Source organism: Paenibacillus turicensis, assembly GCF_050461185.1.
Classification (GTDB): Bacteria; Bacillota; Bacilli; order Paenibacillales; family Paenibacillaceae; genus Fontibacillus; species Fontibacillus turicensis_A.
The window spans coordinates 233,428-256,824 of record NZ_JBCMOR010000005.1; the positions used below are offsets into that span (position 1 = coordinate 233,428).

18 protein-coding genes are annotated in these 23,397 nt (G+C 38.8%); 15 read left to right on the top strand and 3 right to left on the bottom strand.

From position 1 onward, the window contains the following. Positions 1-35 precede the first annotated feature (35 nt). From ABE099_RS03150 to glnA, 6 genes are all read left to right on the top strand, one after another. The gene (locus ABE099_RS03150) at positions 36-731 is read left to right on the top strand and encodes a response regulator transcription factor (RefSeq protein ID WP_430027288.1); all 696 of its coding nucleotides are present in this window, start codon (positions 36-38) and stop codon (positions 729-731) included. Beyond that, positions 731-2,179, top strand: a complete 1,449-nt coding sequence (locus ABE099_RS03155; RefSeq protein ID WP_430027290.1) for a sensor histidine kinase — start codon at positions 731-733, stop codon at positions 2,177-2,179. The genes ABE099_RS03150 and ABE099_RS03155 overlap by 1 nt, the downstream gene beginning before the upstream one ends. Positions 2,180-2,269: 90 nt before the next feature. Then, positions 2,270-3,904 (top strand): GGDEF domain-containing response regulator, encoded by a 1,635-nt coding sequence (locus ABE099_RS03160; RefSeq protein ID WP_430027292.1) that lies wholly within the window; start codon positions 2,270-2,272, stop codon positions 3,902-3,904. A 529-nt stretch (positions 3,905-4,433) separates the two neighbouring features. After that, entirely contained in the window at positions 4,434-5,387 is a 954-nt protein-coding gene (locus tag ABE099_RS03165) for a 4-hydroxy-3-methylbut-2-enyl diphosphate reductase (RefSeq protein ID WP_430027294.1), read from the top strand. 411 nt (positions 5,388-5,798) lie between these two features. After that, positions 5,799-6,839 carry a 3-deoxy-7-phosphoheptulonate synthase gene (aroF, locus tag ABE099_RS03170; RefSeq protein WP_430027296.1) on the top strand — a complete coding sequence of 347 codons (1,041 nt, stop codon included), beginning with the start codon at positions 5,799-5,801 and terminating at the stop codon, positions 6,837-6,839. 351 nt (positions 6,840-7,190) lie between these two features. Further along, positions 7,191-8,615: a type I glutamate--ammonia ligase gene (gene glnA, locus ABE099_RS03175; RefSeq protein WP_430027298.1), complete on the top strand. Its 1,425-nt coding sequence runs from the start codon at positions 7,191-7,193 to the stop codon at positions 8,613-8,615. 125 nt (positions 8,616-8,740) lie between these two features. Here the strand turns inward: glnA and ABE099_RS03180 are convergent, their stop codons facing one another. After that, positions 8,741-9,760: a LacI family DNA-binding transcriptional regulator gene (locus ABE099_RS03180; protein WP_430027300.1), complete on the bottom strand. Its 1,020-nt coding sequence runs from the start codon at positions 9,758-9,760 to the stop codon at positions 8,741-8,743. A gap of 444 nt (positions 9,761-10,204) precedes the next feature. Between ABE099_RS03180 and ABE099_RS03185 the strand changes: the two genes are divergently transcribed. The 9 genes from ABE099_RS03185 to ABE099_RS03225 all read left to right on the top strand — a co-directional run bounded on the left by ABE099_RS03185 (position 10,205) and on the right by ABE099_RS03225 (position 21,488). Further along, positions 10,205-12,955: a GH36-type glycosyl hydrolase domain-containing protein gene (locus ABE099_RS03185; RefSeq protein ID WP_430027302.1), complete on the top strand. Its 2,751-nt coding sequence runs from the start codon at positions 10,205-10,207 to the stop codon at positions 12,953-12,955. A 57-nt stretch (positions 12,956-13,012) separates the two neighbouring features. Further along, on the top strand, positions 13,013-13,912 hold the full coding sequence (locus ABE099_RS03190; protein WP_430027304.1) for a hypothetical protein: 900 nt from the start codon (positions 13,013-13,015) through the stop codon (positions 13,910-13,912). A 137-nt stretch (positions 13,913-14,049) separates the two neighbouring features. Then, positions 14,050-15,150 (top strand): 3-phosphoserine/phosphohydroxythreonine transaminase, encoded by a 1,101-nt coding sequence (gene serC / locus ABE099_RS03195; RefSeq protein WP_430030429.1) that lies wholly within the window; start codon positions 14,050-14,052, stop codon positions 15,148-15,150. 320 nt (positions 15,151-15,470) lie between these two features. Further along, entirely contained in the window at positions 15,471-15,935 is a 465-nt protein-coding gene (gene trmL / locus ABE099_RS03200; RefSeq protein ID WP_210088900.1) for a tRNA (uridine(34)/cytosine(34)/5-carboxymethylaminomethyluridine(34)-2'-O)-methyltransferase TrmL, read from the top strand. 121 nt (positions 15,936-16,056) lie between these two features. Further along, positions 16,057-16,302 (top strand): AbrB/MazE/SpoVT family DNA-binding domain-containing protein, encoded by a 246-nt coding sequence (locus ABE099_RS03205; RefSeq protein WP_210088901.1) that lies wholly within the window; start codon positions 16,057-16,059, stop codon positions 16,300-16,302. A gap of 221 nt (positions 16,303-16,523) precedes the next feature. After that, positions 16,524-18,356: a UbiD family decarboxylase gene (locus ABE099_RS03210; protein WP_430027307.1), complete on the top strand. Its 1,833-nt coding sequence runs from the start codon at positions 16,524-16,526 to the stop codon at positions 18,354-18,356. A 248-nt stretch (positions 18,357-18,604) separates the two neighbouring features. Further along, positions 18,605-19,636 (top strand): FecCD family ABC transporter permease, encoded by a 1,032-nt coding sequence (locus ABE099_RS03215; RefSeq protein ID WP_430030431.1) that lies wholly within the window; start codon positions 18,605-18,607, stop codon positions 19,634-19,636. 4 nt (positions 19,637-19,640) lie between these two features. Further along, positions 19,641-20,402: an ABC transporter ATP-binding protein gene (locus ABE099_RS03220; RefSeq protein WP_430027309.1), complete on the top strand. Its 762-nt coding sequence runs from the start codon at positions 19,641-19,643 to the stop codon at positions 20,400-20,402. An 18-nt stretch (positions 20,403-20,420) separates the two neighbouring features. Further along, the gene (locus tag ABE099_RS03225) at positions 20,421-21,488 is read left to right on the top strand and encodes an ABC transporter substrate-binding protein (protein WP_430027311.1); all 1,068 of its coding nucleotides are present in this window, start codon (positions 20,421-20,423) and stop codon (positions 21,486-21,488) included. Positions 21,489-21,903: 415 nt separating this feature from the next. On the opposite strand, the gene ABE099_RS03230 is transcribed toward ABE099_RS03225, so the two are convergent. Further along, positions 21,904-22,971 carry a phosphodiester glycosidase family protein gene (locus tag ABE099_RS03230; RefSeq protein WP_430027313.1) on the bottom strand — a complete coding sequence of 356 codons (1,068 nt, stop codon included), beginning with the start codon at positions 22,969-22,971 and terminating at the stop codon, positions 21,904-21,906. Beyond that, the gene (locus ABE099_RS03235; RefSeq protein ID WP_430027315.1) at positions 22,968-23,381 is read right to left on the bottom strand and encodes a hypothetical protein; all 414 of its coding nucleotides are present in this window, start codon (positions 23,379-23,381) and stop codon (positions 22,968-22,970) included. The genes ABE099_RS03230 and ABE099_RS03235 overlap by 4 nt, the downstream gene beginning before the upstream one ends. Positions 23,382-23,397 lie beyond the last annotated feature (16 nt).

Below are 23,397 nucleotides of genomic sequence, written 5' to 3' on the forward strand. Positions count from 1 at the left end.
ATGATGGAATATATCGTTACTAAGGAGTGGGGAAGTTGAGATCGTCTATACTTGTCATTGATGATGATGAAAAAATAACGTCTATGTTACGCCGAGGGTTGGCGTTTGAAGGATATGAGGTTCAAACTGCAAATAATGGTGCAGAAGGGCTAAATAAATTATTATCTGAAGAGCCGGACATGATTATATTAGATGTCATGATGCCTAAAATCGATGGTTTTGAGGTTTGCCGTCGCTTGCGTTCAGCAGGAAGTAATGTTCCCATCTTGATGCTTACAGCAAAAGATGAAGTCGAGGATCGTGTTAAGGGACTAGATACAGGCGCAGATGACTATTTGGTAAAGCCATTTGCTTTAGAGGAGTTAATGGCGAGAGTGCGCGCGCTACTGCGCCGCAAAGAAACGGTGTCAGAAAATGAAGGACAAGGTGGACGACTTGTATTTGAAGATATTGTAATGGATATGGATTCTCGTGAAGTGTTACGTGCGGGGCAACGTTTAGAGCTAACCGCTAAAGAATTTGAGCTACTATATTTGTTTATGCAAAATCCAAAGCGTTTACTTACTCGTGATTTGATTATGGATAAAATTTGGGGTTATGACTACAGTGGTGAATCCAACGTATTAGAAGTATATATTGCAATGCTACGGCAAAAAACAGAAGAATATGGCGGGAAGCGAATTATTCAAACGATTCGGGGAGCAGGCTATATTTTAAGGGGAGATTCTTAATGTCAGTTAGACTTCGGATGACGGCTTGGTATACCAGTATTCTTGCTGTAACGTTAATTTTATTTTCCGGGTCTATCTATGCCATTGTTAGATATAATACATTCCAAGAGGTTAAAAATCGCATCATTGAGCAAGCAAAGGCAATCGATCAATCTAAAAATGTGACTATGCTTCAAGGATGGGATTTAGTTATAGAGGATGAACAAAAAATTAGGCTAGAGGATGCCAGAATATTATGGCAGCTTAATAACTATGTGACAGGTCATTCCAGTCTATCTGCTGGCATGCTTAAGCGAGGAATGGAATTTAAAATTCCTAGTGTGCAAGAGTTAGGGTCTAACGGGATATTCCAAAGTATGATAGATAATGGTAACTATTATTTGCTGTATGAAGGTCCTATTGCATTTCAAGGGCAAATTGTCGGTGTGCTCCAGCTTGCAGCGGATACGAATGCCGAAAATCGATTAATGCAGCAAATGAAAAACATATTGATTTTTGGTTCTTTTGTTACGCTTGCTGTGGCAAGCACCTTTGGTTTATTTCTAGCACATAAATCTATGGCACCGATTGGCAAGGTTATAAAAGCTGCAAATGGGATTCAAACAGGGAACGATCTTAGCGTACGGATTGATTATGATGGACCTAACGATGAAATCGGTCGCTTAATTGGTACGTTAAATCAAATGCTTGAACGAACGGAAGGTTTTTATCGAGAAATTGAGGATGCGTATGCGACTCAGCGACGATTTGTATCGGATGCCTCTCATGAGCTTCGTACACCCTTAACTACAATTCGTGGTAATGTTGATTTGCTTAAAAAGATGTGGGATCAAAACAAGGATGGCAATAGTCATATCGACTCTCAAAAGATGATCGAAATATCATATGAAGCCATTAATGATATTGTAGGTGAATCCCAACGAATGAGTAGATTGGTCAATGATATGTTATCTTTGGCTCGCGCGGATGCGGGCAAAATGATGGTAAAGGAAAAATTACCACTAATGCCATTACTAGATGAGGTTGTGAGGCGCGCTCAGTTTCTTCCTCGTCAAGCAAAATGGCTCCAAGGTGATTTGAGTGCGCTAGAAAATGCGCATGTTGTTGGAAGTAAAGATTATTTACAGCAAATGCTATTCATTTTTATTGAAAATGCTTTTAAGTATACACCGGAAGGTGAAGTTGTTATAGAGGCGGTAGAAAGCCAAGGATACGTAGGAATTAAGATTAAGGATACGGGGATTGGTATGGATCGCAGCGAAATTCCGCACATATTTGAGCGTTTTTATCGTGCTGATCCTTCGCGCGGAATGACACCAGGAACAGGATTAGGACTAGCGATTGCAAAATGGATTATTGATGAGCATCAAGGTTCAGTTGAAGTTTTTACACAACAAGGACAAGGAACAACCTTTGTAATCTGGCTCCCTGTGGTTATTAATGATTGACCTGCTTAAGTATGATGAATTATACTTATCTGCGAGTTCTTCAACATATTTAAATCGACCTATCGTTCAGTCATCCGAGGAGAAGTCGCCATGCAGAAATATATTACACTTTTATTAAATAACATCCATGAGCAAATGGATAGCTGGTTTGATTTAAACGACGTTATTTCTATTACAGAATTGCGTCGCTTTTTACATTCTGTAAAAGGAACTGCGGGTACCTTGCAGATGCTTAGCCTTTCAGTGACGGCGGCATCACTTCTCAATGAGCTGAATAGCTTAGCGATAGAAGAGTGGGAACCGCAAATCCTACAAAATTTTTTGATTCCACTGATGAGGGCTACATATGAATTAGATCAGCAACAAGCTCCAACAGAAAAATCACTAATGACATTAAAGCGTATTCCCCACGTTGAGCAACAGCCGCTCGTGCTTATTTTAGACGATGATGCGGTTTTGTTGCAGTTTTTAAAGGATAAGCTAGAGCTTGAGGGCTTTTTTGTCGTAGCTACTGTGAATCCGAATCAAGCCATCCGCTACTTTTGTGATCTCTCCCCTGACAGTTTAATCATTGATCTTATTATTCCCGAAAAAGATGGTTTTCAAGTCATTGATGCGCTAAAGGAGCGTATTAGTAAAGGTTTAATTCCTACAACGATTATTAGTACAGATACTCGAAAAAGCAGTCGAATTAAAGCTTTTGATATGGGGGCAGATGATTTCCTTAATAAGCCCTTAGATATTGATGATTTATTGGCACGTCTGAAAAGACAAATGAGAAAACGAAAACAACTAGGTAAATTATTGTTTATGGATGAATTGACTGGGGCAATGAACCGTAAATACTTAGATGAAGCCTTTAGACAATTGTGTCGTGATTATCAACGAGAAGCGAGTTGCTTCTCGTTAGCTGTGATTGATCTAGATTTTTTTAAGCAAGTGAATGATCATTACGGACATTTAACTGGGGATCAAGTTTTGCAGCAGTTTGCAGTATTTATAAAAGAAAATATACGTATTAACGATATGCTTATTCGTCTTGGTGGGGAAGAGTTTGTCTTAATTATGCCTAAGATGGATGAATTAACAGTAAAAATGAGGATGGAAACGTTGCTCGAACAATTTTCACAGCTAGATTTTAGCTATGCTAATGAGACCTTTCATGTGACCTTTTCAGTAGGTGTAACTGAAGGACGAGCGATAACGCAACAGGAATGCTACAAAATACTTGAGATTGCTGATAATGGACTGTATTGTGCAAAAAAACGTGGACGTCGTTGTGTAGAAATTGGTAGATCAGGAATCCAGCAAAGTCGTAATTTACGCAAGCTAAACATTGCTATCATTGATGATGATGCCATTATAAGAACGATGCTTAAACAATATTTGACGGAAGATTTGTCGGCGATTATTACAGTAGACATCCGCTCCTTTCGGAGTGGAGAGCATTTCTTCAGAGATCCATGGCATGCGGAGCGAGCACCATTTCTAATTCTTCTTGATGGCATTATGCCTGGGATGGATGGGTTAGAGGTTCTAGAGAAAATTCGTTCTATCCCACATACCGATTTGCATTCTGTTATTATGCTCACTGGACGGAAGGAAGAAAACGATATTGTACGCGCGTTGCAGCTTGGCGCGGATGATTATTTGACGAAGCCATTTAAAATAGGGGAGCTTGGTGCAAGAATTAGACGGTTGCTGACAAGAATGAATTTTATTTAAGGCTCTAATTAAAATTAGTGGTTGTCAACAATAGAGATGGAGGGCTCGAGCCAGAGGGTTCTTCCGATCGTTGTTAAAACTAGATTTCATAGTTATTGCTCTTTGATTGTAAAAATCTAGTTTTAAGAGACGAACATTCCATTTCTCCAGAATCCCTCTGCCCCTTCGCTAGCTTGGGGTGCTTGACAATTATTAATTAAATAAAGCGCCTTATTTAAGGCTCAACCTCAAAATCAGTGCTTGACAATAGGCAAACTAAGCGGAGGAGCAGAGAGATGGTGGAAAAGCGATAGCGTCCGCCTTTAAAGCCCCACTTTTATCATTTCAAGACAGGTTATAAAAAAAGTGGGACTTTAACAGCGGTTGAAACCACTCTCTGCTACGTAGCCTCCCACCCCAAAGATTGTCAAGCACTGATTAATATGTTGAGCCTTATTTAAAGGTGCTTTATTTATATATGTGATACTAGTTGTGTCATATAATTTAAATTTGAGTTATAATCAAGTAGTAGATTATGGAGGTGAAGTAGATGGAAGTCCTTAAAATATCGCCACGAGGTTATTGTTATGGTGTGGTGGATGCTATGGTGCTGGCAAGGCAAGCAGCGAAAAACTTGGATTTACCCCGTCCAATTTATATATTAGGTATGATTGTGCATAACAGTCATGTTACAAACTCCTTTGAGGACGAAGGAATAATTACATTAGATGGCCCGAATCGACTTGAAATTCTAAGTCAGGTTGAGAGTGGTACTGTCATTTTTACAGCGCATGGTGTATCGCCAGAGGTTCGTAAATTGGCCAGAGATAAAGGTTTAACTACAGTCGATGCAACCTGTCCTGATGTAACAAAAACACATGTACTCATTAAAGAGAAGGCAGCAGAGGGTTATGAAATTATTTATATTGGTAAAAAGGGACATCCTGAGCCAGAAGGTGCAGTTGGTATTGCGCCAGAACATGTGTATTTGATTGAAAAGGAAGAAGAAGTTGATAGTTTAAACGTAAAAGGAAATAAGATCGTAATTACGAACCAGACCACGATGAGCCAATGGGATATCAGGCACATTATGAATCGATTAATCGCTAAATATCCCGGTGCAGAGGTGCACAATGAAATTTGCTTAGCGACCCAAGTCAGACAAGAAGCAGTAGCAGAGCAAGCAGGTCAAGCTGATCTTGTTATTGTTGTAGGCGATCCACGTAGTAACAACTCTAATCGGTTAGCACAGGTGTCGGAGGAAATTGCGGGAACAACAGCTTATAGGATTGCTGATGTAAGTGAGTTAAAGCTTGAATGGCTAGAAGGTGTTGAAAAGGTAGCGGTGACTTCAGGAGCATCCACACCAACCCCAATCACTAGAGAGGTTATCGCTTACTTAGAGCAATATGACCCTGCTAATCCTGCGACATGGGAGATTGTCAGAACCGTAAATATGAGCAAACTGCTTCCCCCTGTAAAGAAAGAAAGTAAAAAGTCATAATTTAGGCTCTATTAAATTTAGTACTTGACAACAACTAGAGGGTGGAAGCTACGCTCCACAAAGTTCTTGCGATTGTTGTTAAAATCATATTCCTTTGTATTGAAGTATATTTATAGATGGAATTTCAAGATTGAGTCATCATTTATAAATTGTTTTACTTGATAAGTATGTGCGAGACTGACCTCGATTGGGGTTAGTCCTTTTTTATGTGAAATGATATTCTAATGTAGTTAATTATGTTTATACTTTTTATTATCATGTTGTTGACGAATGTCGGTTAATCATGTAGAATTACTTTAGTGATTAAAAGCTTAAAAGCAAACAAGCATAAAAGCGTCTAAGCGCGAAAATGTGATATAATATAAAAATTGTATTTCAGTGATGCTTTTAAATATGAGAGGATGATTGATTATGATCGTTATTACTTCAAATCAAACGCCACAAGAGCGTGTACAGGAAATTATTGCTTTGATTGAAAAGGAAGGACTTCAAGTTCATGTCTCTCGTGGTAGTGATCGGACTGTCATTGGCTTGATTGGTAGCATCGAGCCAAAATTAGCGGAGCATTTACGTCAATTAAAAGATGTTGAAAGTGTAATAAAAATATCAAAATCATATAAATTAGCAAGCCGAGAATTCCATCCAGAAAACACTGTAATTGAAATTGGAGATGTAAAAATTGGTGGCGGAGAGCTTGTAGTTATGGGTGGTCCTTGTGCAGTAGAATCACCAGAGCAAATTGATGAAATTGCTAGACTTGTAAAGGCAGCAGGCGGGCAAGTATTACGTGGGGGTGCATTTAAACCTCGTACAGGTCCTTATAGCTTCCAAGGGGTTGGCGTTGAAGGACTAGAAATGATGGCTAACGCGGGCAAAAAACATGGATTACTTACGATTACTGAGGTCATGACTCCGGAATATGTTGACGTATGTGCGGAATACGCGGATATTTTGCAGGTAGGTACACGTAACATGCAAAACTTTGACCTTTTGCGTAAATTAGGCACATGTAATAAAGCGGTGTTATTGAAACGTGGCTTCAGTGCGACTTATGATGAGTTTTTAAATGCGGCTGAATATATTCTTGCGGGTGGTAACCCTAACGTGATGTTATGTGAACGTGGTATTCGTACGTTTGAGCAATACACTCGTAACACACTTGATTTGGCGGCGATTCCTGTGTTACAAGGCTTAAGTCACTTGCCTGTTATCTCTGACCCAAGCCATGGTACGGGTCGTCGTGAGCTTGTAGAGCCAATGACCAAGGCTTCCGTAGCAGCTGGAGCAGATGGATTAATAATTGAGATGCATACCGATCCAGATAACTCTATGACAGGGGATGGCGTTCAATCATTATTCCCAGATCAATTCGCCGCTTTGTTGCGTGATTTAGAACAATTAGCGCCATTACTTGGCAAATCCTTTTCAACACCAAAAAGTGCTGTACTCTAATTTAATCTAAATTAAAAATGTCCTTTGTAAGGGAGTGTCCCTTTACTAAGGACATTTTTTTGTTACTCGTAGATATTATCATTTTAATACTTTTATGTATGAATTGTTAACAAAAAATCGTCTTTTGCTAGGGTCTTAAAATACGGCTGGGAACTGCTGGAATTGTACTTTTATACTATTTGTCAACAAGTTTGTACTGAACGTTATAAAAGCTAACATGAGACATAAAAATACCTGACATGGGTATTGACGACTGCTTTTTACGGTTTTATAATGACGACAGAATACGTAAAAAGGATGAACGTTAGGGCCTAAACTATAGCCTAATGTTCGTGATTGGGAGGAAATCACATGTCAGCAGAGCAAGTTCTTAAAACAATTAAAGAGAAACAAATTGAGTGGGTCGATTTCCGTTTTACTGATTTGTCTGGACGCACACACCACATTACTTTACCGGCTAAAGAAGTCGATGAAGATACATTTGTGAATGGAGTTGCTTTTGACGGTTCATCTATCCCAGGATTTCGTGGCATTGAGGAATCGGATATGGTAATGATGCCAGACCCTACGTCCTATTATGTGGACCCCTTTACTGCACATCCAACATTAAATGTGCTATGCGATATTTATACACCAGATGGGGATCGTTATGAGCGTGATCCACGTAGCATTGCAACACGCGCTGAAGATTATCTGAAAACAAGTGGTGTTGGAACAGCTGCATTTTTTGCACCTGAATCTGAGTTTTTCATTTTTGATGATGTACGTTATGAAAGTGGTATGAATAAATCATTTTACGCTGTAGATTCTGAGGAAGCGACTTGGAATTCTGGACGTACTGAGGAAGGCGGAAACACTGGCTTTAAAATCCCAGTGAAAGGTGGATATGTTCCAGTTGCTCCAATGGATCAACAACAGGATATCCGTAGTGAGATGTGTCGTTTGCTAGAAGATGCAGGACTTCGCATTGAACGTCATCACCATGAAGTAGCAACAGCAGGTCAAGCTGAAATTAACTTCCGCTTCGATACCTTGTTGAAAACAGCAGATAACTTAACAATTTATAAATATATTGTTCACAATACAGCAGTTCAATTTGGTAAAACGGCAACATTTATGCCTAAGCCATTGTTTGGGGATAACGGAAGTGGAATGCACGTTCACCAATCTATCTTTGATGGCGACACGCCTTTGTTTTATGAAAAAGGTGCATATGCTAACTTAAGTGAAACAGCACTTCATTATATCGGTGGTATTTTGTATCATGCCCCTGCATTGATTGCATTTACGAACCCAAGTACCAATTCCTTTAAACGTCTTGTTCCGGGCTATGAAGCACCAGTAAATCTCGTTTATTCTAAAGGAAATCGTTCTGCGGCTGTACGTATCCCTGTTGCTGCGGTAACACCAAAGGGCTGTCGGATTGAATTCCGTACCCCAGACTCTACAGCTAATCCTTACCTAGCATTTTCCGCTATGCTCATGGCAGGTCTTGATGGGATCAAACGAAAAATTGATCCACAGGCAGCTGGATATGGACCTTTTGATAAAAATATTTATGAGTTGCCTGAGGAAGAAAAAGCAGGTATTCGTAGTGTTCCGGGTTCTTTAGAGGAAGCACTTCATGCACTTGAAGCAGATTTTGAATTTTTAACTGAAGGTGGCGTATTTACAAAGGAATTCATTGCTAATTATATTGACTTCAAACGTGCTGAAGCAAGAAGTGTAGCAATCCGTGTCCATCCTCATGAATTTAGCTTATATTACGATATGTAATCTAATACTAATAAATCTAATAACTAATCTATTATCTAAATAAGCTGTGCTGTTTACAGAACAAAACCCGTGCTATCCATGCTAACTCTTGATAGAGTTTCGTAGATAGCTCGGGTTATTTTATTCTAATCCATATTTCCCCCGCCACAGGATGCCCGAATAATAAGCTCAGGCTCAACAACGATATTGCTCGCTTCGGCTTGATTGTTGATAAGATCAAATAACATTAAAGCAGCAAGCTTACCGATTTTTTCTTTGTTTTGCCGAATCGTTGTAATCGTAGGTGTAGTATATTGACAGGCTTCAATATCATCACAGCCAATAATCGCGATATCCTTAGGTACCTCAAGTGAAGCTTCCTTTAATGCTCGCATCGCACCGATAGCAAGTAAATCTGAAGCAGCAAAGATCGCTTTAGGAACATGGCCACGCTTCATCATCGTTTTCATTGCTTCATATCCACTTGTCTCAAAAAATGTGTCCCCGTTCATAAACCACTTATCTTGAATCGTAAGGCCAAAGCTTTCAATCGCATTTTTATATCCCTTTTCTCTAATATTGGAGATATGGGATTCCATCGTGCTCCCAATGTAGCCTAACTCACGATAGCCTTGTAAATAAAAGTGCTCCACTACCTTGTAAGCCATATTGAAATTGTCAGACATAATATAGCCTGAGGTTTTCCCGGTTAGTTCGATATCAACACCAATACAAGGAATTTCGCTCTGATCCAGTTCATAAATGGAGGGCTCTAATTGCTGCCCCGTCACGATGATACAGCCATCCACTTGAAAATGTCGACATCTAGCCAAATAATCACCGTCTACTGCATGAGACTTTTCATTTGAAAAAAATAACAAATCATAACCTAATACACCCATCTGCTTCTTAAAAGAGTTAAGCACCTCGATAAAAAAGGGATGTGTGAAATCAACATTTAATTTTCCGGCAAAAATGACCCCGATGAGATTAGATTTTTTAGTTGCTAATGTTTTAGCTGAATTAGAAGGGACGTAACCGGTTTCCTTCATAATTTGGAGAACCCTCGTTTTTGTCTCCTCTGAAATATCACTATAGTTATTAATAATCTTTGAGACGGTAGAGACGGATACACCTGCTAACTCAGCTATTTTTTTAATATTCATTTTCAATAGTACCCTCCTCCATCACAAGTAGTACACTCAACTAATACAAGTATAAGATAGCTTTTTTTAAAAAAGTAAATTTGTCATTACTTATTTAAAGAAATAAAATTTACGAAAATTTTCGTAAATTAGTGTACCTTAATTGAACTATCACGTCAATGTATAGTGTATAACTAAAAACTAAAATGAATGCTTTGTAAAGCATTTGAGGAAATATATAGCTCCAAATAAGCGAAAAACAACTGAAAAATAAGGGGGAAACAAGAGAGAAACAAGATGGAGCAGCAGGCCCGAAAACTGTAGCAAATATAACTTTACAAAACAAAAAAACAGTGTAATAATTTCACTAACGAAACCGTTTTCGTAAAAATATTAAATTTTAAGCATAATATCCGAAAATATTTTCGGAAAACTATATATATTTTAAAATTGGAGGATTGGCAAATGAAACAAGAAAGCTGGCGCTTTAAGGATCGCCATGGTGTTTTTCAATTAAAGCATGGGGACAAAAGTAACTATTTGTATTTTCCACTTGTGAATGAAGCAGGGATGATGTCAGCGGTCACACCTACACTTCATGGTAGCATTACCTCGGGACATAACACATTTTTAATGGAGCCGATCTCTGTAGAATCCCTTCATAATTCCAACGCAGCGAGAAACTTTTGGCTGTTTGTTGAGGGTGAAGGGGCATGGTCTGTTAGTGGGAATTCTGCACAGCAGCAAGGGTTAAAATTCAGTGGGCAAGAGGAGGAAAGTGAGATTGAGGCTGGATTTCTCTGGCATAAGCTTAAGAGAAAACATAAAAGGCTTGGTTTAGAAGCTGAAACAACCAATATTGTCCCCCCAAGTGAGGATCAAGTTGAATTGATGAAGGTGAAAATTACAAATACATCTACAGCGCCAATTACGTTTACGCCAACCTCTGTCATCCCATTGTATGCTCGGTCTGCGGATGATTTACGTGATCATCGACACGTCACCTCATTGCTTCATCGAATATATACCTTATCGTATGGCATCACCGTTAAACCAACGTTATCCTTTGATGAGCGTGGGCATCGGGTGAATCATAAAACCTATACTGTACTTGGGGCAGAAGGTCAGGGGAAAAGCCCTATTGGCTTTTTTCCAATCGTAGATGATTTTATTGGTGAAGGTGGCACATTTAGTTGGCCTAAGGCTGTTGTTGCTAATATGGAGCCAACTGCACATACAGGGGAAGTTATTGAGGGGTATGAGGCGGTAGGTGGTTTGCGTTTTGCTACAGTAGAGTTGGCTCCAGGACAGTCCATAAGCTATATAACGATGATGATGATTGCTGATGGAGATATTGAAGGGCATGAATTAAGAAATAAATATTTATCAGAACAGCAATTTGATAGTTGGCTTACATTAACAGAACAATATTGGAATGATAAGCTAGACGTATTGTCGTTCCAATCTGGTGATTCTGACTATAATTTATGGCTGAAATGGGTCACAATTCAGCCTATTTTGAGAAGATTGTATGGTAACTCCTTTTTACCTTATCATGATTATGGACGTGGGGGTCGTGGCTGGCGTGATTTGTGGCAGGATTGTTTAGCATTAATGGTGATGGAGCCAGCAGAGGTACGTAGTTTACTAATTAATAATTATGCTGGTGTCCGTATTGATGGTAGTAATGCAACAATTATTGGGAGTCAGCCAGGTCAATTTATTGCTGATCGCAACAACATACCAAGAGTATGGATGGATCATGGCGCATGGCCGCTATTAACTACACTACTGTATATTCATCAGTCTGGTGATGTAGATATATTGCTTCAGCCGCAGACGTATTTTAGTGATGCCTTTCATCGACGTTGTCAGGTGAAGGATAAAGAATGGAATGTAAATCAAGGTAATCAGCTGGTAGATCAGCATGGACATATATATAAGGGAACAATTATTGAACATATGATATTGCAAAATATAACTCCATTTTTTCATGTAGGTAAGCATGGAAATATTAAGCTAGAGGGCGCAGACTGGAATGATGGCTTGGATCTTGGTGCAGATCAAGGGGAAAGTGTGGCATTTACAGCTTTTTATGCTAGTAATTTAAAAGAAATCGTTAAGCTATTACTAGATTTGCATGATCGTAGTAACGTTCAGAAAATTGCATTAGCCGAAGAGATGACCATTTTACTAGATACGTTGTCTCGCCCTATCGATTATAACAGTATTGAGACGAAGCAAGCGTTGCTTGAATGCTATTATGATAGCCTAATGCCTTCGATAAGTGGCAAACAGCTTGAATTGGATATTGTTCAGGTGGCTAATGACCTTCATCAGAAATCAATGTGGTTAACAGAACATCTTCGTACAAATGAGTGGATTGGAAATCAGGAAGGATACAGCTGGTATAACGGTTATTATAATAACGATGCTAAACGAGTAGAGGGGGATCATCCTAACGGGGTTCGTATGACCCTAACAGGTCAGGTATTCCCGATTATGGGCGGTGTAGCAACAGATGAGCAAGTTAAAGAAATAATTACTGCTGTGGATTGTTATTTAAAGGATGATGATATTGGTTATCGGTTAAATTCTAATTTTGGAGAGATTCAACAGAATTTAGGTAGAGCGTTTGGTTTTGCTTTTGGGCATAAAGAAAATGGTGCGATGTTTAGTCATATGACCGTGATGTATGCTAATGCACTTTATAAACGAGGTTTTGTTCAAGAGGGGTATGACGTTCTTAACTCTATTTACAAGTTATCTGCTAATTTTCCTGTCAGTCGGATGTATCCTGGTGTTCCAGAATATATTAACGCCAAGGGACGTGGGATGTACACGTATTTGACGGGTTCTGCAAGCTGGTTATTGTTAACTGAATTAACAGAGGTGTATGGTGTGAAGGGGCTTTATGGCGATTTGCAGTTAGAGCCGAAGCTACTAGCACAGCAATTTGATGAAGAGGGAATCGCTAGAGTAGAAACATTATTTGGAGATCGGAAATTACGTATCGAATATGAAAATAAGGAACGGCTTGATTATGGTAAATATCAAATTAATAAACATGAAATTATGCTGAATGGCAATAAAGTAAGCAGCTTGCCTCAGGAGCAGGTGAACTCTGAATTCAAATGTGTTCTTCCACGTGTCTTATTTACTGAGCTTGATGCAGGTCATACCCATACGTTAAAGGTGAAGCTAGAGCGGGTCTGAAGCTCGTCAATAGTTAATTTAAATGAAAGGGTAGCGATGCTCATGTCCTACCAGCTTATGAATGATAGGCTAGCTGTGCACATTGCATTTCCCGGAAAATATCAAGGTGCACGTTTTGATTGGACTGGTTTTATTACTGGAATTGAGCTATTAGACGGGAGTCATCAATATTGTGTGCCTGAAAGTCTAATAGCAGGTGAAGGAACAAACGGAATAGGATTATGTAATGAGTTTGGGATATCTCAGGCGATTGGTTATGATGAAATTTTACCCACTCAGCAATTTTCAAAAATAGGCGTTGGCTTACTAACTAAACCAGATAATCGAGAATATCAATTTGATTTTCCTTACGCTATTGAGCCATATGAGGTTATCGTGGAGCAGATTAATGCTGCAACAATTAAATTTATTAGCTTACCTAAACCTTGCCAAGGTTATGCCTTTCAGCTTAAAAAACAAGTGAACCTAGTCGAAAATTCATTACACATTCACTACGAGTTGCATAATGTAGGAGACTTAAAGCTGAACACAACAGAATATTGTCATAATTTTATTGGTATTGATAACCATGTTGTTAGTGATGAGTATATGCTGAAATTTCCTTTTCAAATTAAACCTACTTATGATGATCCAGAGACGATCCAAAATCTTATTTTTACTAAGCAGCAAACTAGCACTCTAATCTCGTGGAAACAGCCAGCAGTTGCTCCCTTTTATTTTCGCTCTAATACACCAACGAAGTTAAAATCTCCTTGGTTATGGGAATTGATTCACCAGCCAAGTGGTGTCGGAGTGCGTGAGACAAGTCAATTTCCACTAAAAAATGTTGCGGTTTGGGGGAGTGGGCATGTTATCTCTCCAGAAACCTTTATTGAGATTGAGGTTGCGCCAGGCGATGTGTATAAGTGGACACGAAGCTATGAATTTTTTCATTTCTCTGCCTTGATAAAGCGTTAATGTGTCAATTCTGCAAACAATTACTCTTTTAATGCAATATTTTCTTGATGAAGCCAGAAATAGTTGCTATCATTATGTTTATCCAAATGTGGACAAGAAGGATTGAACATGAACTGTTGAAACAAACAGATGAGAGGATGGGGGAAGCAGTGAGTAAGAGAGCTTATAATTTTAATGCTGGACCTGCGGCATTGCCGCTTGAAGTGTTGGAACGCGCACAAGCTGAATTTGTGGATTATCAGGGTACAGGAATGTCAATTATGGAGATGTCTCATCGTGGTGCAGTGTATGAGCAAGTTCATAATGAGACGGCAAGCCGCTTGCTTAATTTGCTTGGTAACCCTGAAGGCTACAAGGTATTATTTTTACAAGGCGGGGCATCTACCCAATTTGCGATGGTACCTATGAACTTGTTAACAGCAGGTAAAAGTGCTGGTTATGTGAAATCTGGAAGCTGGGCAAATAAGGCGATTAAAGAAGCGAAGCTGATTGGTGATACATTTGTCGCTGCTTCTTCTGAAGAGCAAAAATTTTTAGCGATGCCTGATTTAAGCCAGCTTGATTTGCCAGAAAATACGGCTTATCTTCATGTTACTTCTAATGAAACGATTGAAGGAACACAAATTCATAATTTTCCAAGCACAGGTAATATCCCATTAGTAGCAGATATGTCTAGTGATATTTTTTGTAGACCATTTGATCTATCGCAGTTTGGGCTTGTTTATGCAGGCGCTCAGAAAAACCTGGGTCCTTCCGGTGTAACGGTTGTATTAGCGCGCGAGGAATTGGTGCAAAATTCACCGTCTCATTTGTCCACTATTTTACGTTACGATACACATGCAGATAACAATTCCTTGTACAATACACCACCATCTTTTGGCGTATATATGATCAATGAGGTGCTCAAATGGATTGAAGAGCAAGGCTCCTTACAAGGGGTTGAGCAAAAAAATAATGAAAAAGCAAGCTTGCTTTATAACACGATTGATCAAAGTGGTGGCTTCTATCGTGGTTGTGCAGATGTGAATAGCCGTTCTATTATGAACGTCACCTTCCGTCTAGGTTCTGAGGAGCTTGAAAAGCAGTTTGCGAAGGAATCAGAGCAAGAAGGTTTTGTTGGCTTGAAGGGACACCGCAGTGTAGGGGGACTTCGTGCTTCCATTTATAATGCTGTACCTTACAGCAGTGTGAAAGCCTTAACTGATTTTATGAATCGTTTCCAACAAAAAAATGGTTAATTATTAACGCTCTATTTTTAAATCAGTACTTGACAATGACATGAGGCTAGAAGCTACGATCCAGAGCGTTCTTACGATTGTGTAAAAATCATATTCCTTTTTATTGAAGTCTATTTATGGATGGAACTTGATTTTAAGAGACAATCTTCAGAATCGCTCTGTCTCTCCGCTAGTTTGGGCTCTGTTGTCAAGCATTGATTAATATGTTGAGCCATAAAAATTGTACGAAAAACACTTAAAACCTTTCGTTGTTTGACGGCGAAAGGTTTTTGCATTAAAATGTAGTAATTTGCAACTATAGGTTTGGGGTGAATAAGAAAATGGCTTTACATATTGTACTTGTTGAACCGGAAATTCCCGCAAATACAGGGAATATTGCAAGAACATGTGCGGCAACAGGCGTCCATCTTCACTTGGTACGACCACTTGGCTTTCGTACAGATGATGCCACTTTAAAGCGGGCAGGTCTTGATTATTGGTATGCTGTAAATATTGAATATCACGATTCTTTTGCTGAGGTAGAAGAGAAGTATAAAGGTAGCAGATTCTTTTTCTCTACTACAAAAGCAACTAAAAGATATAGTGACTTTACGTTTCAGGATGGGGACTTTTTTGTCTTTGGAAAAGAGACCAAAGGCTTGTCACCTGAAATTTTACAAAATCATCCAGATACCTTGATGCGTTTGCCAATGACAGATAAGGTTCGATCGCTAAATTTGTCGAATTCTGCTGCAATTGTTGTATATGAGGCGCTAAGACAGTTAAATTTTGAAAATATGAATTAATTATTCACAATTTTTGTCGAAACGTAGCAGGAATTAAGAAATTAATGGCGAAATATAGGAAGATCGATTTACTAATTATTTTACATATTTGTGTATTATAACAGGAGAGGTGTGCAAAATTATGAAACCAGCTGGTGTGGTTCGTAAAGTAGATCAATTGGGGCGTATTGTGTTGCCTAAATCTTTACGTAAAAGATATCAAATGAATGAAGGAGATCCTGTAGAGATTTTAGTACAAGGAGATCATATTATTCTTGAAAGATATCGCCCTAAATGTGTATTTTGTGGTTCAATGGTAGAGGTTTCTGAATTTAAGGAACGTACGATTTGTTCTCAGTGTATGACTGAAATGAACCAATTTGCATAATATTCATGTAAGTGAATTATGCTACACATGTGACGCATCCAAGAAATTGGGTGCGTTTTTTGCTTTTTCAGTGTCTGTTTAAAGCTAGCTCATTTGACAACATCTATGAATTCCTTTTAACTTAAATAGATAGCTTAATTAAAGCTAATATTTGCAATGAATGACTAGATATTATTGAATTTCTTACTAATGAAAATACAAGATAGATTGGAGCTTATGGCATGTACCGCAGTTTAGAGGATTGTGTAAATGATTTAGAAAGACATGGTCACTTAATCCGAGTTAAGGAGGAGGTAGATCCTCATCTTGAAATGGCTGCCATTCATATGAAGGTGTATGAGGCTGGGGGTCCTGCCCTTTTATTTGAAAATGTTAAGGGTACTAAATTTCGTGCCGTTTCTAATTTGTTTGGATCAATGGAACGTAGTAAATTTATGTTTAGAGATACACTTGAGTCTGCGCAATCTGTCATTAATTTAAGAGGTAATCCGATGCAGGCTTTAAAAAATCCTTTTAAGCATGTAAAAACGGCATTTTCAGCTCTTCATGCCTTGCCTTGGAAAAAGGGGGGACAACGTCCCGTCATGGCACAGGAAATTAACATATCTGATTTACCTATGATCAAGCATTGGCCGATGGATGGTGGTGCTTTTATTACGCTACCTCAGGTTTACTCTGAAGATCCAGAGCATCCTGGCATTATGAATTCTAATCTAGGAATGTATCGGATTCAGTTAGACGGCAATGATTATGAGCTAAATCATGAGGTTGGCTTGCATTATCAGATTCATCGCGGGATTGGTGTCCATCAGCATAAAGCTACATTGCAAGGTAAACCACTAAAGGTGAGTATTTTTGTAGGAGGCCCACCTGCACATACGATAGCTGCAATTATGCCACTTCCTGAAGGGTTAAGCGAAATGACCTTTAATGGTTTGCTTTCAGGACGTCGTTTTCGTTATAGCTATGTGGATGGCTATTGCATTAGTAATGATGCTGACTTCGTAATTACAGGCGAAATATATCCTGAAGGCACTAAGCCTGAAGGCCCTTTTGGTGATCATTTAGGTTACTATAGTCTTGTTCATCCCTTCCCTGTAATGAAGGTGCATAAAGTATATGCGAGACAAAATGCGATTTGGCCATTTACGGTAGTAGGAAGACCACCGCAGGAGGATACGTCGTTTGGTGAATTAATTCATGAAATTACAGGTGATGCGATTGGTCAAGAAATCCCTGGGCTAAAAGAAGTACATGCGGTAGATGCTGCTGGGGTTCATCCGTTGTTATTTGCAATTGGAAGTGAGCGGTATACACCTTATCAGCAAACAAAGCAACCCGCAGAGCTATTAACATTAGCTAATCGAGTTTTGGGAACGGGTCAGCTTAGTTTAGCAAAATATTTATTTATTACCGCAGAAGAGGATCAAAAACTAAGCACACACAATATTGAGCACTTTTTAACGTATATTTTAGAGCGAATGGATTTGCATCGCGATCTTCATTTCCATACGAATACGACCATCGATACGCTTGATTATTCCGGTTCTGGATTAAACCAAGGAAGTAAAGTCGTATTTGCAGCTTATGGCGATCAAAAAAGAACATTGTGCACAGAGGTGCCAAGTACATTAAAACAGCTTCGTGGCTATGAGTCTGCTAAGTTGGTGATGCCAGGTATTGTGGCACTACAAGGACCGACCTTTACAGATAATAAAAATGAGCAAAATGAGTTGAATACATTAGGGCAAGAATTAGCAAGCAGAGGAGGCCTTGAGGGTTGTCCAATGATCATTTTGTGTGATGATGCTTCTTTCCTTAGTGAGAATTTAAAAAACTTCCTATGGGTCACTTTTACAAGAAGTAATCCATCCCACGATATATATGGTGTGAATAGCGGGTATCGCTTCAAGCATTGGGGATGTGACCAAATGATTATAGATGCTCGTACTAAGCCTCACCAAGCCCCACCTTTAGTTGCTGATCCAGCAGTCGAGAAGGCAATTGAGCGATTATTTGTTAAAGGCGCAAGCTTAGCTCAAGTAAAAATTTAAGATACGTATTTGATGTTAAGAGTGAATAAAAATGCAACATAAAAAAGATATCCCATACGCCAGAAAAGGCAATGGAGATATCTTTTTCTTTGTTATAAATAACGAAAAATTCATTTTAAGGATTGTATTTTTAGGAAATTCATCGTATATTATGATAATGATTATCAGTATCAGTTATGTAAATGGATAAGGAGGTGAGATTGTTGAGTAACCCACACGTAGATCAAAGGTTTAGTAGTTGGTCATATATTTTTATTTTTGTTTTATTGTGTCTGATTGCAGTTTCAGCAGTGTTCTCTGTGTCGATTGGACAAGTTCATATTCCCTTTAATCAGGCGATGAATATTATGCTTCATTCCATCACTAACGGGCACTTTGGCTCATTAGAGCATATTGAGAACCCATCGTTTATAAATATTATTTTGCAGGTTCGTATGCCTAGAGTTATCTTCGCTTTATTGATTGGAGTAGGCTTATCTCTATGTGGTGTCGTTATGCAGGCGGTAGTCCAAAACCCACTTGCTGATCCATACATACTTGGCATTTCCTCAGGGGCATCACTTGGGGCAACCTTTGCAATTTTAGTTGGATTTGGCAGTAGTGCAATACTATCGCAATTTGGAATCGCATTTGGCGCTTTTACAGGTGCATTAATTACTGCTTTTGGGGTGCTGATCTTGTCTAGCATTGGCGGCAAAGCAACATCTGTGAAGCTCGTTTTGTCAGGTGTGGTGATAGGGGCTTTATGTAGTTCATTTTCAAGTCTAATCGTTTATTTTGCTAACAATGCTGAAGGAATTAAATCGGTTACCTTTTGGTCAATGGGAAGCTTGGCATCTGCAAGCTGGGACAAAACGCCGATTCTTGCGACTGTCATTATTGTTGGTGTGATTTTATTTCTCTCCCAATACCGTGTATTAAATACGATGTTGTTAGGGGATGAGTCCGCTGTTACGTTAGGCATTAATTTAAGTGTGTACCGCAAAATATATATGATTGCTACCGCATTAATTACCGGCACGATGGTTGCGTATTCAGGTATGATTGGCTTTGTTGGCTTAATTATCCCGCATATTGCTAGAGGGATATTTGGTGCAGATCACCGCAAATTGATGGCAGCCTCACTCTTGTTAGGCGGATTATTTTTAATATGGTCAGATATTTTATCCAGAACGCTAATCCAAAATGTCGAGTTACCCATTGGCATTATTACTTCTGTCATTGGCTCGCCATTATTTATTTATATGATTGTTAAAAAAGGCTACAATTTCGGAGGGTAATGCAATGGAATTAACTGCAAACGAAATCGGAATTACGCTTGGCAAAAAGGAGATTGTGAAAAACGTTTCAGTCTGGGTCAAATCAAAGCAATTTGTAGGGTTAATAGGACCTAATGGCTGTGGCAAATCTACTTTATTAAAAAGTATTTATAAAAGCTTAATGCCCCAAAATGGAACTGTTTTTTTAGGTGATCTTGATCTACTGAAAACCTCTGAAAAAAAAGTATCTCAGCAATTAGGGGTGGTGAGCCAATTTAATGAAATGCATTTTGATTTAACGGTGCATCAGATGGTCATGTTAGGACGAACCCCACATAAAGGGATGCTGGAAAGCGATAAAAGAGAAGATTATGACATTGTAGAGGATGCATTACTTAGAACTAATTTAGTAGCATACAAGGATCGTAGCTTCTTGTCTTTATCTGGGGGGGAAAAGCAACGAGTAATTTTAGCCCGAACGATCGCACAACAGCCGAAATTTATGATTTTGGATGAACCTACAAATCACTTAGACATTCGATACCAGCTTGAAATTTTGTCATGTGTAAAAGGTTTAAACATTGGTGTGCTAGCTGCTCTACACGATTTAGAAACTGCCGCTTATTATTGCGATTATTTGTATGCGATTAAAGACGGTGAAGTTTATACCCATGGAGCACCTAACGAGGTATTAACACCAAAAACAATCGAGTCACTTTATCAAGTTAAATGTCAAACGTACATTAATCCAGTTACAAAAGGTTTAAGCTTTGCATACGGAATTTAATTTAGGGGGAACATTTTCATGAAAAGAAATCTAGTAATGTTAACGGCAACTCTATTAGCAACAGTATTTGTATTAAGCGCTTGTGGAAGCAAAAATGACACCAAATCAACGGATACAACACAAGTAAATAGTAATGTAGCTAGCAATACACAAAAGGAGTCAACACAAACAAGTTATCCACTTACCATCCAAAACTTTAAAAAAGTTGAAGGTGGAACGACGTGGGAAAAGAAAGAGCAAGTGTTTGATAAGGCGCCAGAAAGAGTGTTGGCAACAACGAAGCCTGCCGCAGAGCTACTGTTACATTTAGGCTTAGCTGATAAAATAGCTGCTGTTGGTGCTGATTTTGGGGAAGCAGACCAAACGGTATCAGCAGAGTATGAAAAATTAAAAAAATTAAGTACCGGTTATATTAGCAAAGAGGTTGCACTTGGCGCTAATCCTGATCTTATTTTTGGTCGTGGTGGCTTGTTTGACAATGCTGACTGGGGTGTAGGAACCGTAGATAGCATAAATGATATGGGTGTAAAAACATATGTGCTAGAGTCATCTGTTACTGGGAGCACTTATGAATCTGTGTATAAGGATATTGAAAATGTAGGGAAAATCTTTAATGTACAGGAAAAGGCAGCAAGCTACATTAAGGAATTACAGGCAAGACAACAAAGTATTGAAAGTAAATTGACGACGATTACCGATCCAAAAACATTTGTCTACTTACACATGTCTGATGACAAAGAAGTTTTTGTCTATCCAGCGGGGAATGAATCGTTTTTAAATGATTCGATGAAGATGGTTAAACTGACTAATGCCTTTGATGGACAAACTGCAGACGTGGGTATAGAGACCTTAATTGCTACCGACCCAGATGTGTTAATTATTCCAAATTGGACAGCAACAGGGGGAGCATCACCTGATAAAATCAAAGAAGGCTTATATAACAACCCTAAGCTTTCTAGCATGAAGGCAATTAAAAACAAGCAAATTTACGCTGTAGAATACAATTATTTATTTGGATATGGCTACAATACGATTGATGGCATGGAAATTTTAGCGAAGGAAATGTATCCTGATTTGTTTAAATAATATTTTAACGAGTAATTTAAATAAGGCTCTATTAATAAATTAGTACTTGATAGCAAATAGAGGGTGGTAGCTACGATCCAGAGCGTTCTTGCGATTGTGTTAAAATCATATTCCTTTTAATTGATGTAAATGTATTGGTGGAATCTGATTTTAAAAAACAATCTTCAGGATCGCTCTGTCTCTTCGCTAGTTTGGGTTAGCGGTCAAGCACTGATTTCAAGATTGAGCCTTAAATAATATAATTTATTTATGCTGAGAGAAACCTTTGTAAATGAATTAGAGTACAAACAATTAAGTTTGTAATCATAAAATTAAAAGGAGATACATCTTAAAGAGGATAAAACTCCTCTTACGATATATCTCCACATGTTTCATATTTGAATTCGTGGTTGACCAACAACCACGAATTCTTCCACTATTTAAAAAATAAAAAATGAGTAGGAACGGCTCTTAGGCTGCCATCAGAAGGGCGATTTACAACCCGATTGTTAGCAACAAGGGAGGAGGAGCCACCACCATCCAAATTGTAGGCATTTTGTACGCCCCATTTGACCATTCTGCCTTGTAATTCCTCTAGCGTCGCTCCTGAGCCACCTCTTTCATCATAACCATCCACTACAAAGACAATGAGTTGGTCATCCTTATAGTTACCAATGACTGTACGTGGTGCACGTAATGGTGAGGTTTTCCATTTATCCGGAATGGTCGTTTTACTTCCATTTTTCATAAGCACGGGGACAAAAGAAGCTCCAAATACAGGGCCAAGTGAATCAAGCTGAGCTTGTTGACTAAATTTGCCGCCAATGAGCTTGCCTTGTTCATTTAATCCTACAAAAAATAAATCTTTATATGTAGGTTCGAAGCCCCCAACATATTTTTTGTCCAAAACGGTAGTGCTTAATGGATAACGTTGCCCTTTGCTATCTGCAAATCCACCCGCATTAATCCCTGCAACTGCGCCAGATCGCTGAACTGCCTGCAATGTCGTTTCTGCTGCACCAAGCTTGTCCTTGGCTAACACCATTTTCATCGCATCGGCTGATTTTAGCTTGATTTTCATCGCATAACCTTCATAGGTGCCTGGTTTAACCTTGTACATCTCAATCCGAATCTTATCACTTTGGATGTTGGCATAAGGCGTTCCCAGCTTTGTTGTAATCCGATTATTATAGATGTTCTCTGGCTGCTCTGCTGTTTTTTTTGATAGCTGGTTAATTGATTTCATCGTAGACGTCGTTTTGTTATACAAATCTACTGTTTTTTTCATCGAGGCGCTTATACTGCGTGCTAAGTTTTCGGAATGCTGTAACTCCTCGTTAATACTGACTAACTGGTTGGATAACGTCTCAGGCTCAGACAAACTTTCATTCGCAGCTAATAATTGAATCGTCACTCCACTAATTACAAGTCCAATGAATAGTCCAAGTAAGGGACCCGCTAATAATAGGAAGAAACGATTTACTTGTTTATGTGGTGCAATCATTTTAATAAGTCCATTTGTGATTGAAGCTTAGAAAGCTGCTTCTTAACATCATTTAATTGAGAATAGAGCTTGTTACTGTTATCCGTTTTGTCATTGCTATTATCCTTTGTAAAGGTGAGCAATTCGTTAAATGTCTGGACTTTGCCCTCTAGCTCCGTAACCTGAGCGGTGAGCAGTTCTATTTTTGCAGCGTTGTCCTTTTTCATGGTATTAATTTCTTGAGTCATTTGTAAATTGAGTTGTTCCAGCATCGATTTCTTCATATAGTTACTATATAGCACTGTTGCTGTAGCACCTAAAATAATTAAAACGATCCAAGTTATTAAAACATTTTTTACGGAAGGCCTCCGATTTCGCCTGTTGTTTGGTGAAGCCAGAGTTGTTGGTGTAGGCTCCGTAGGGTAAGACATTACAATCACCTCTCTA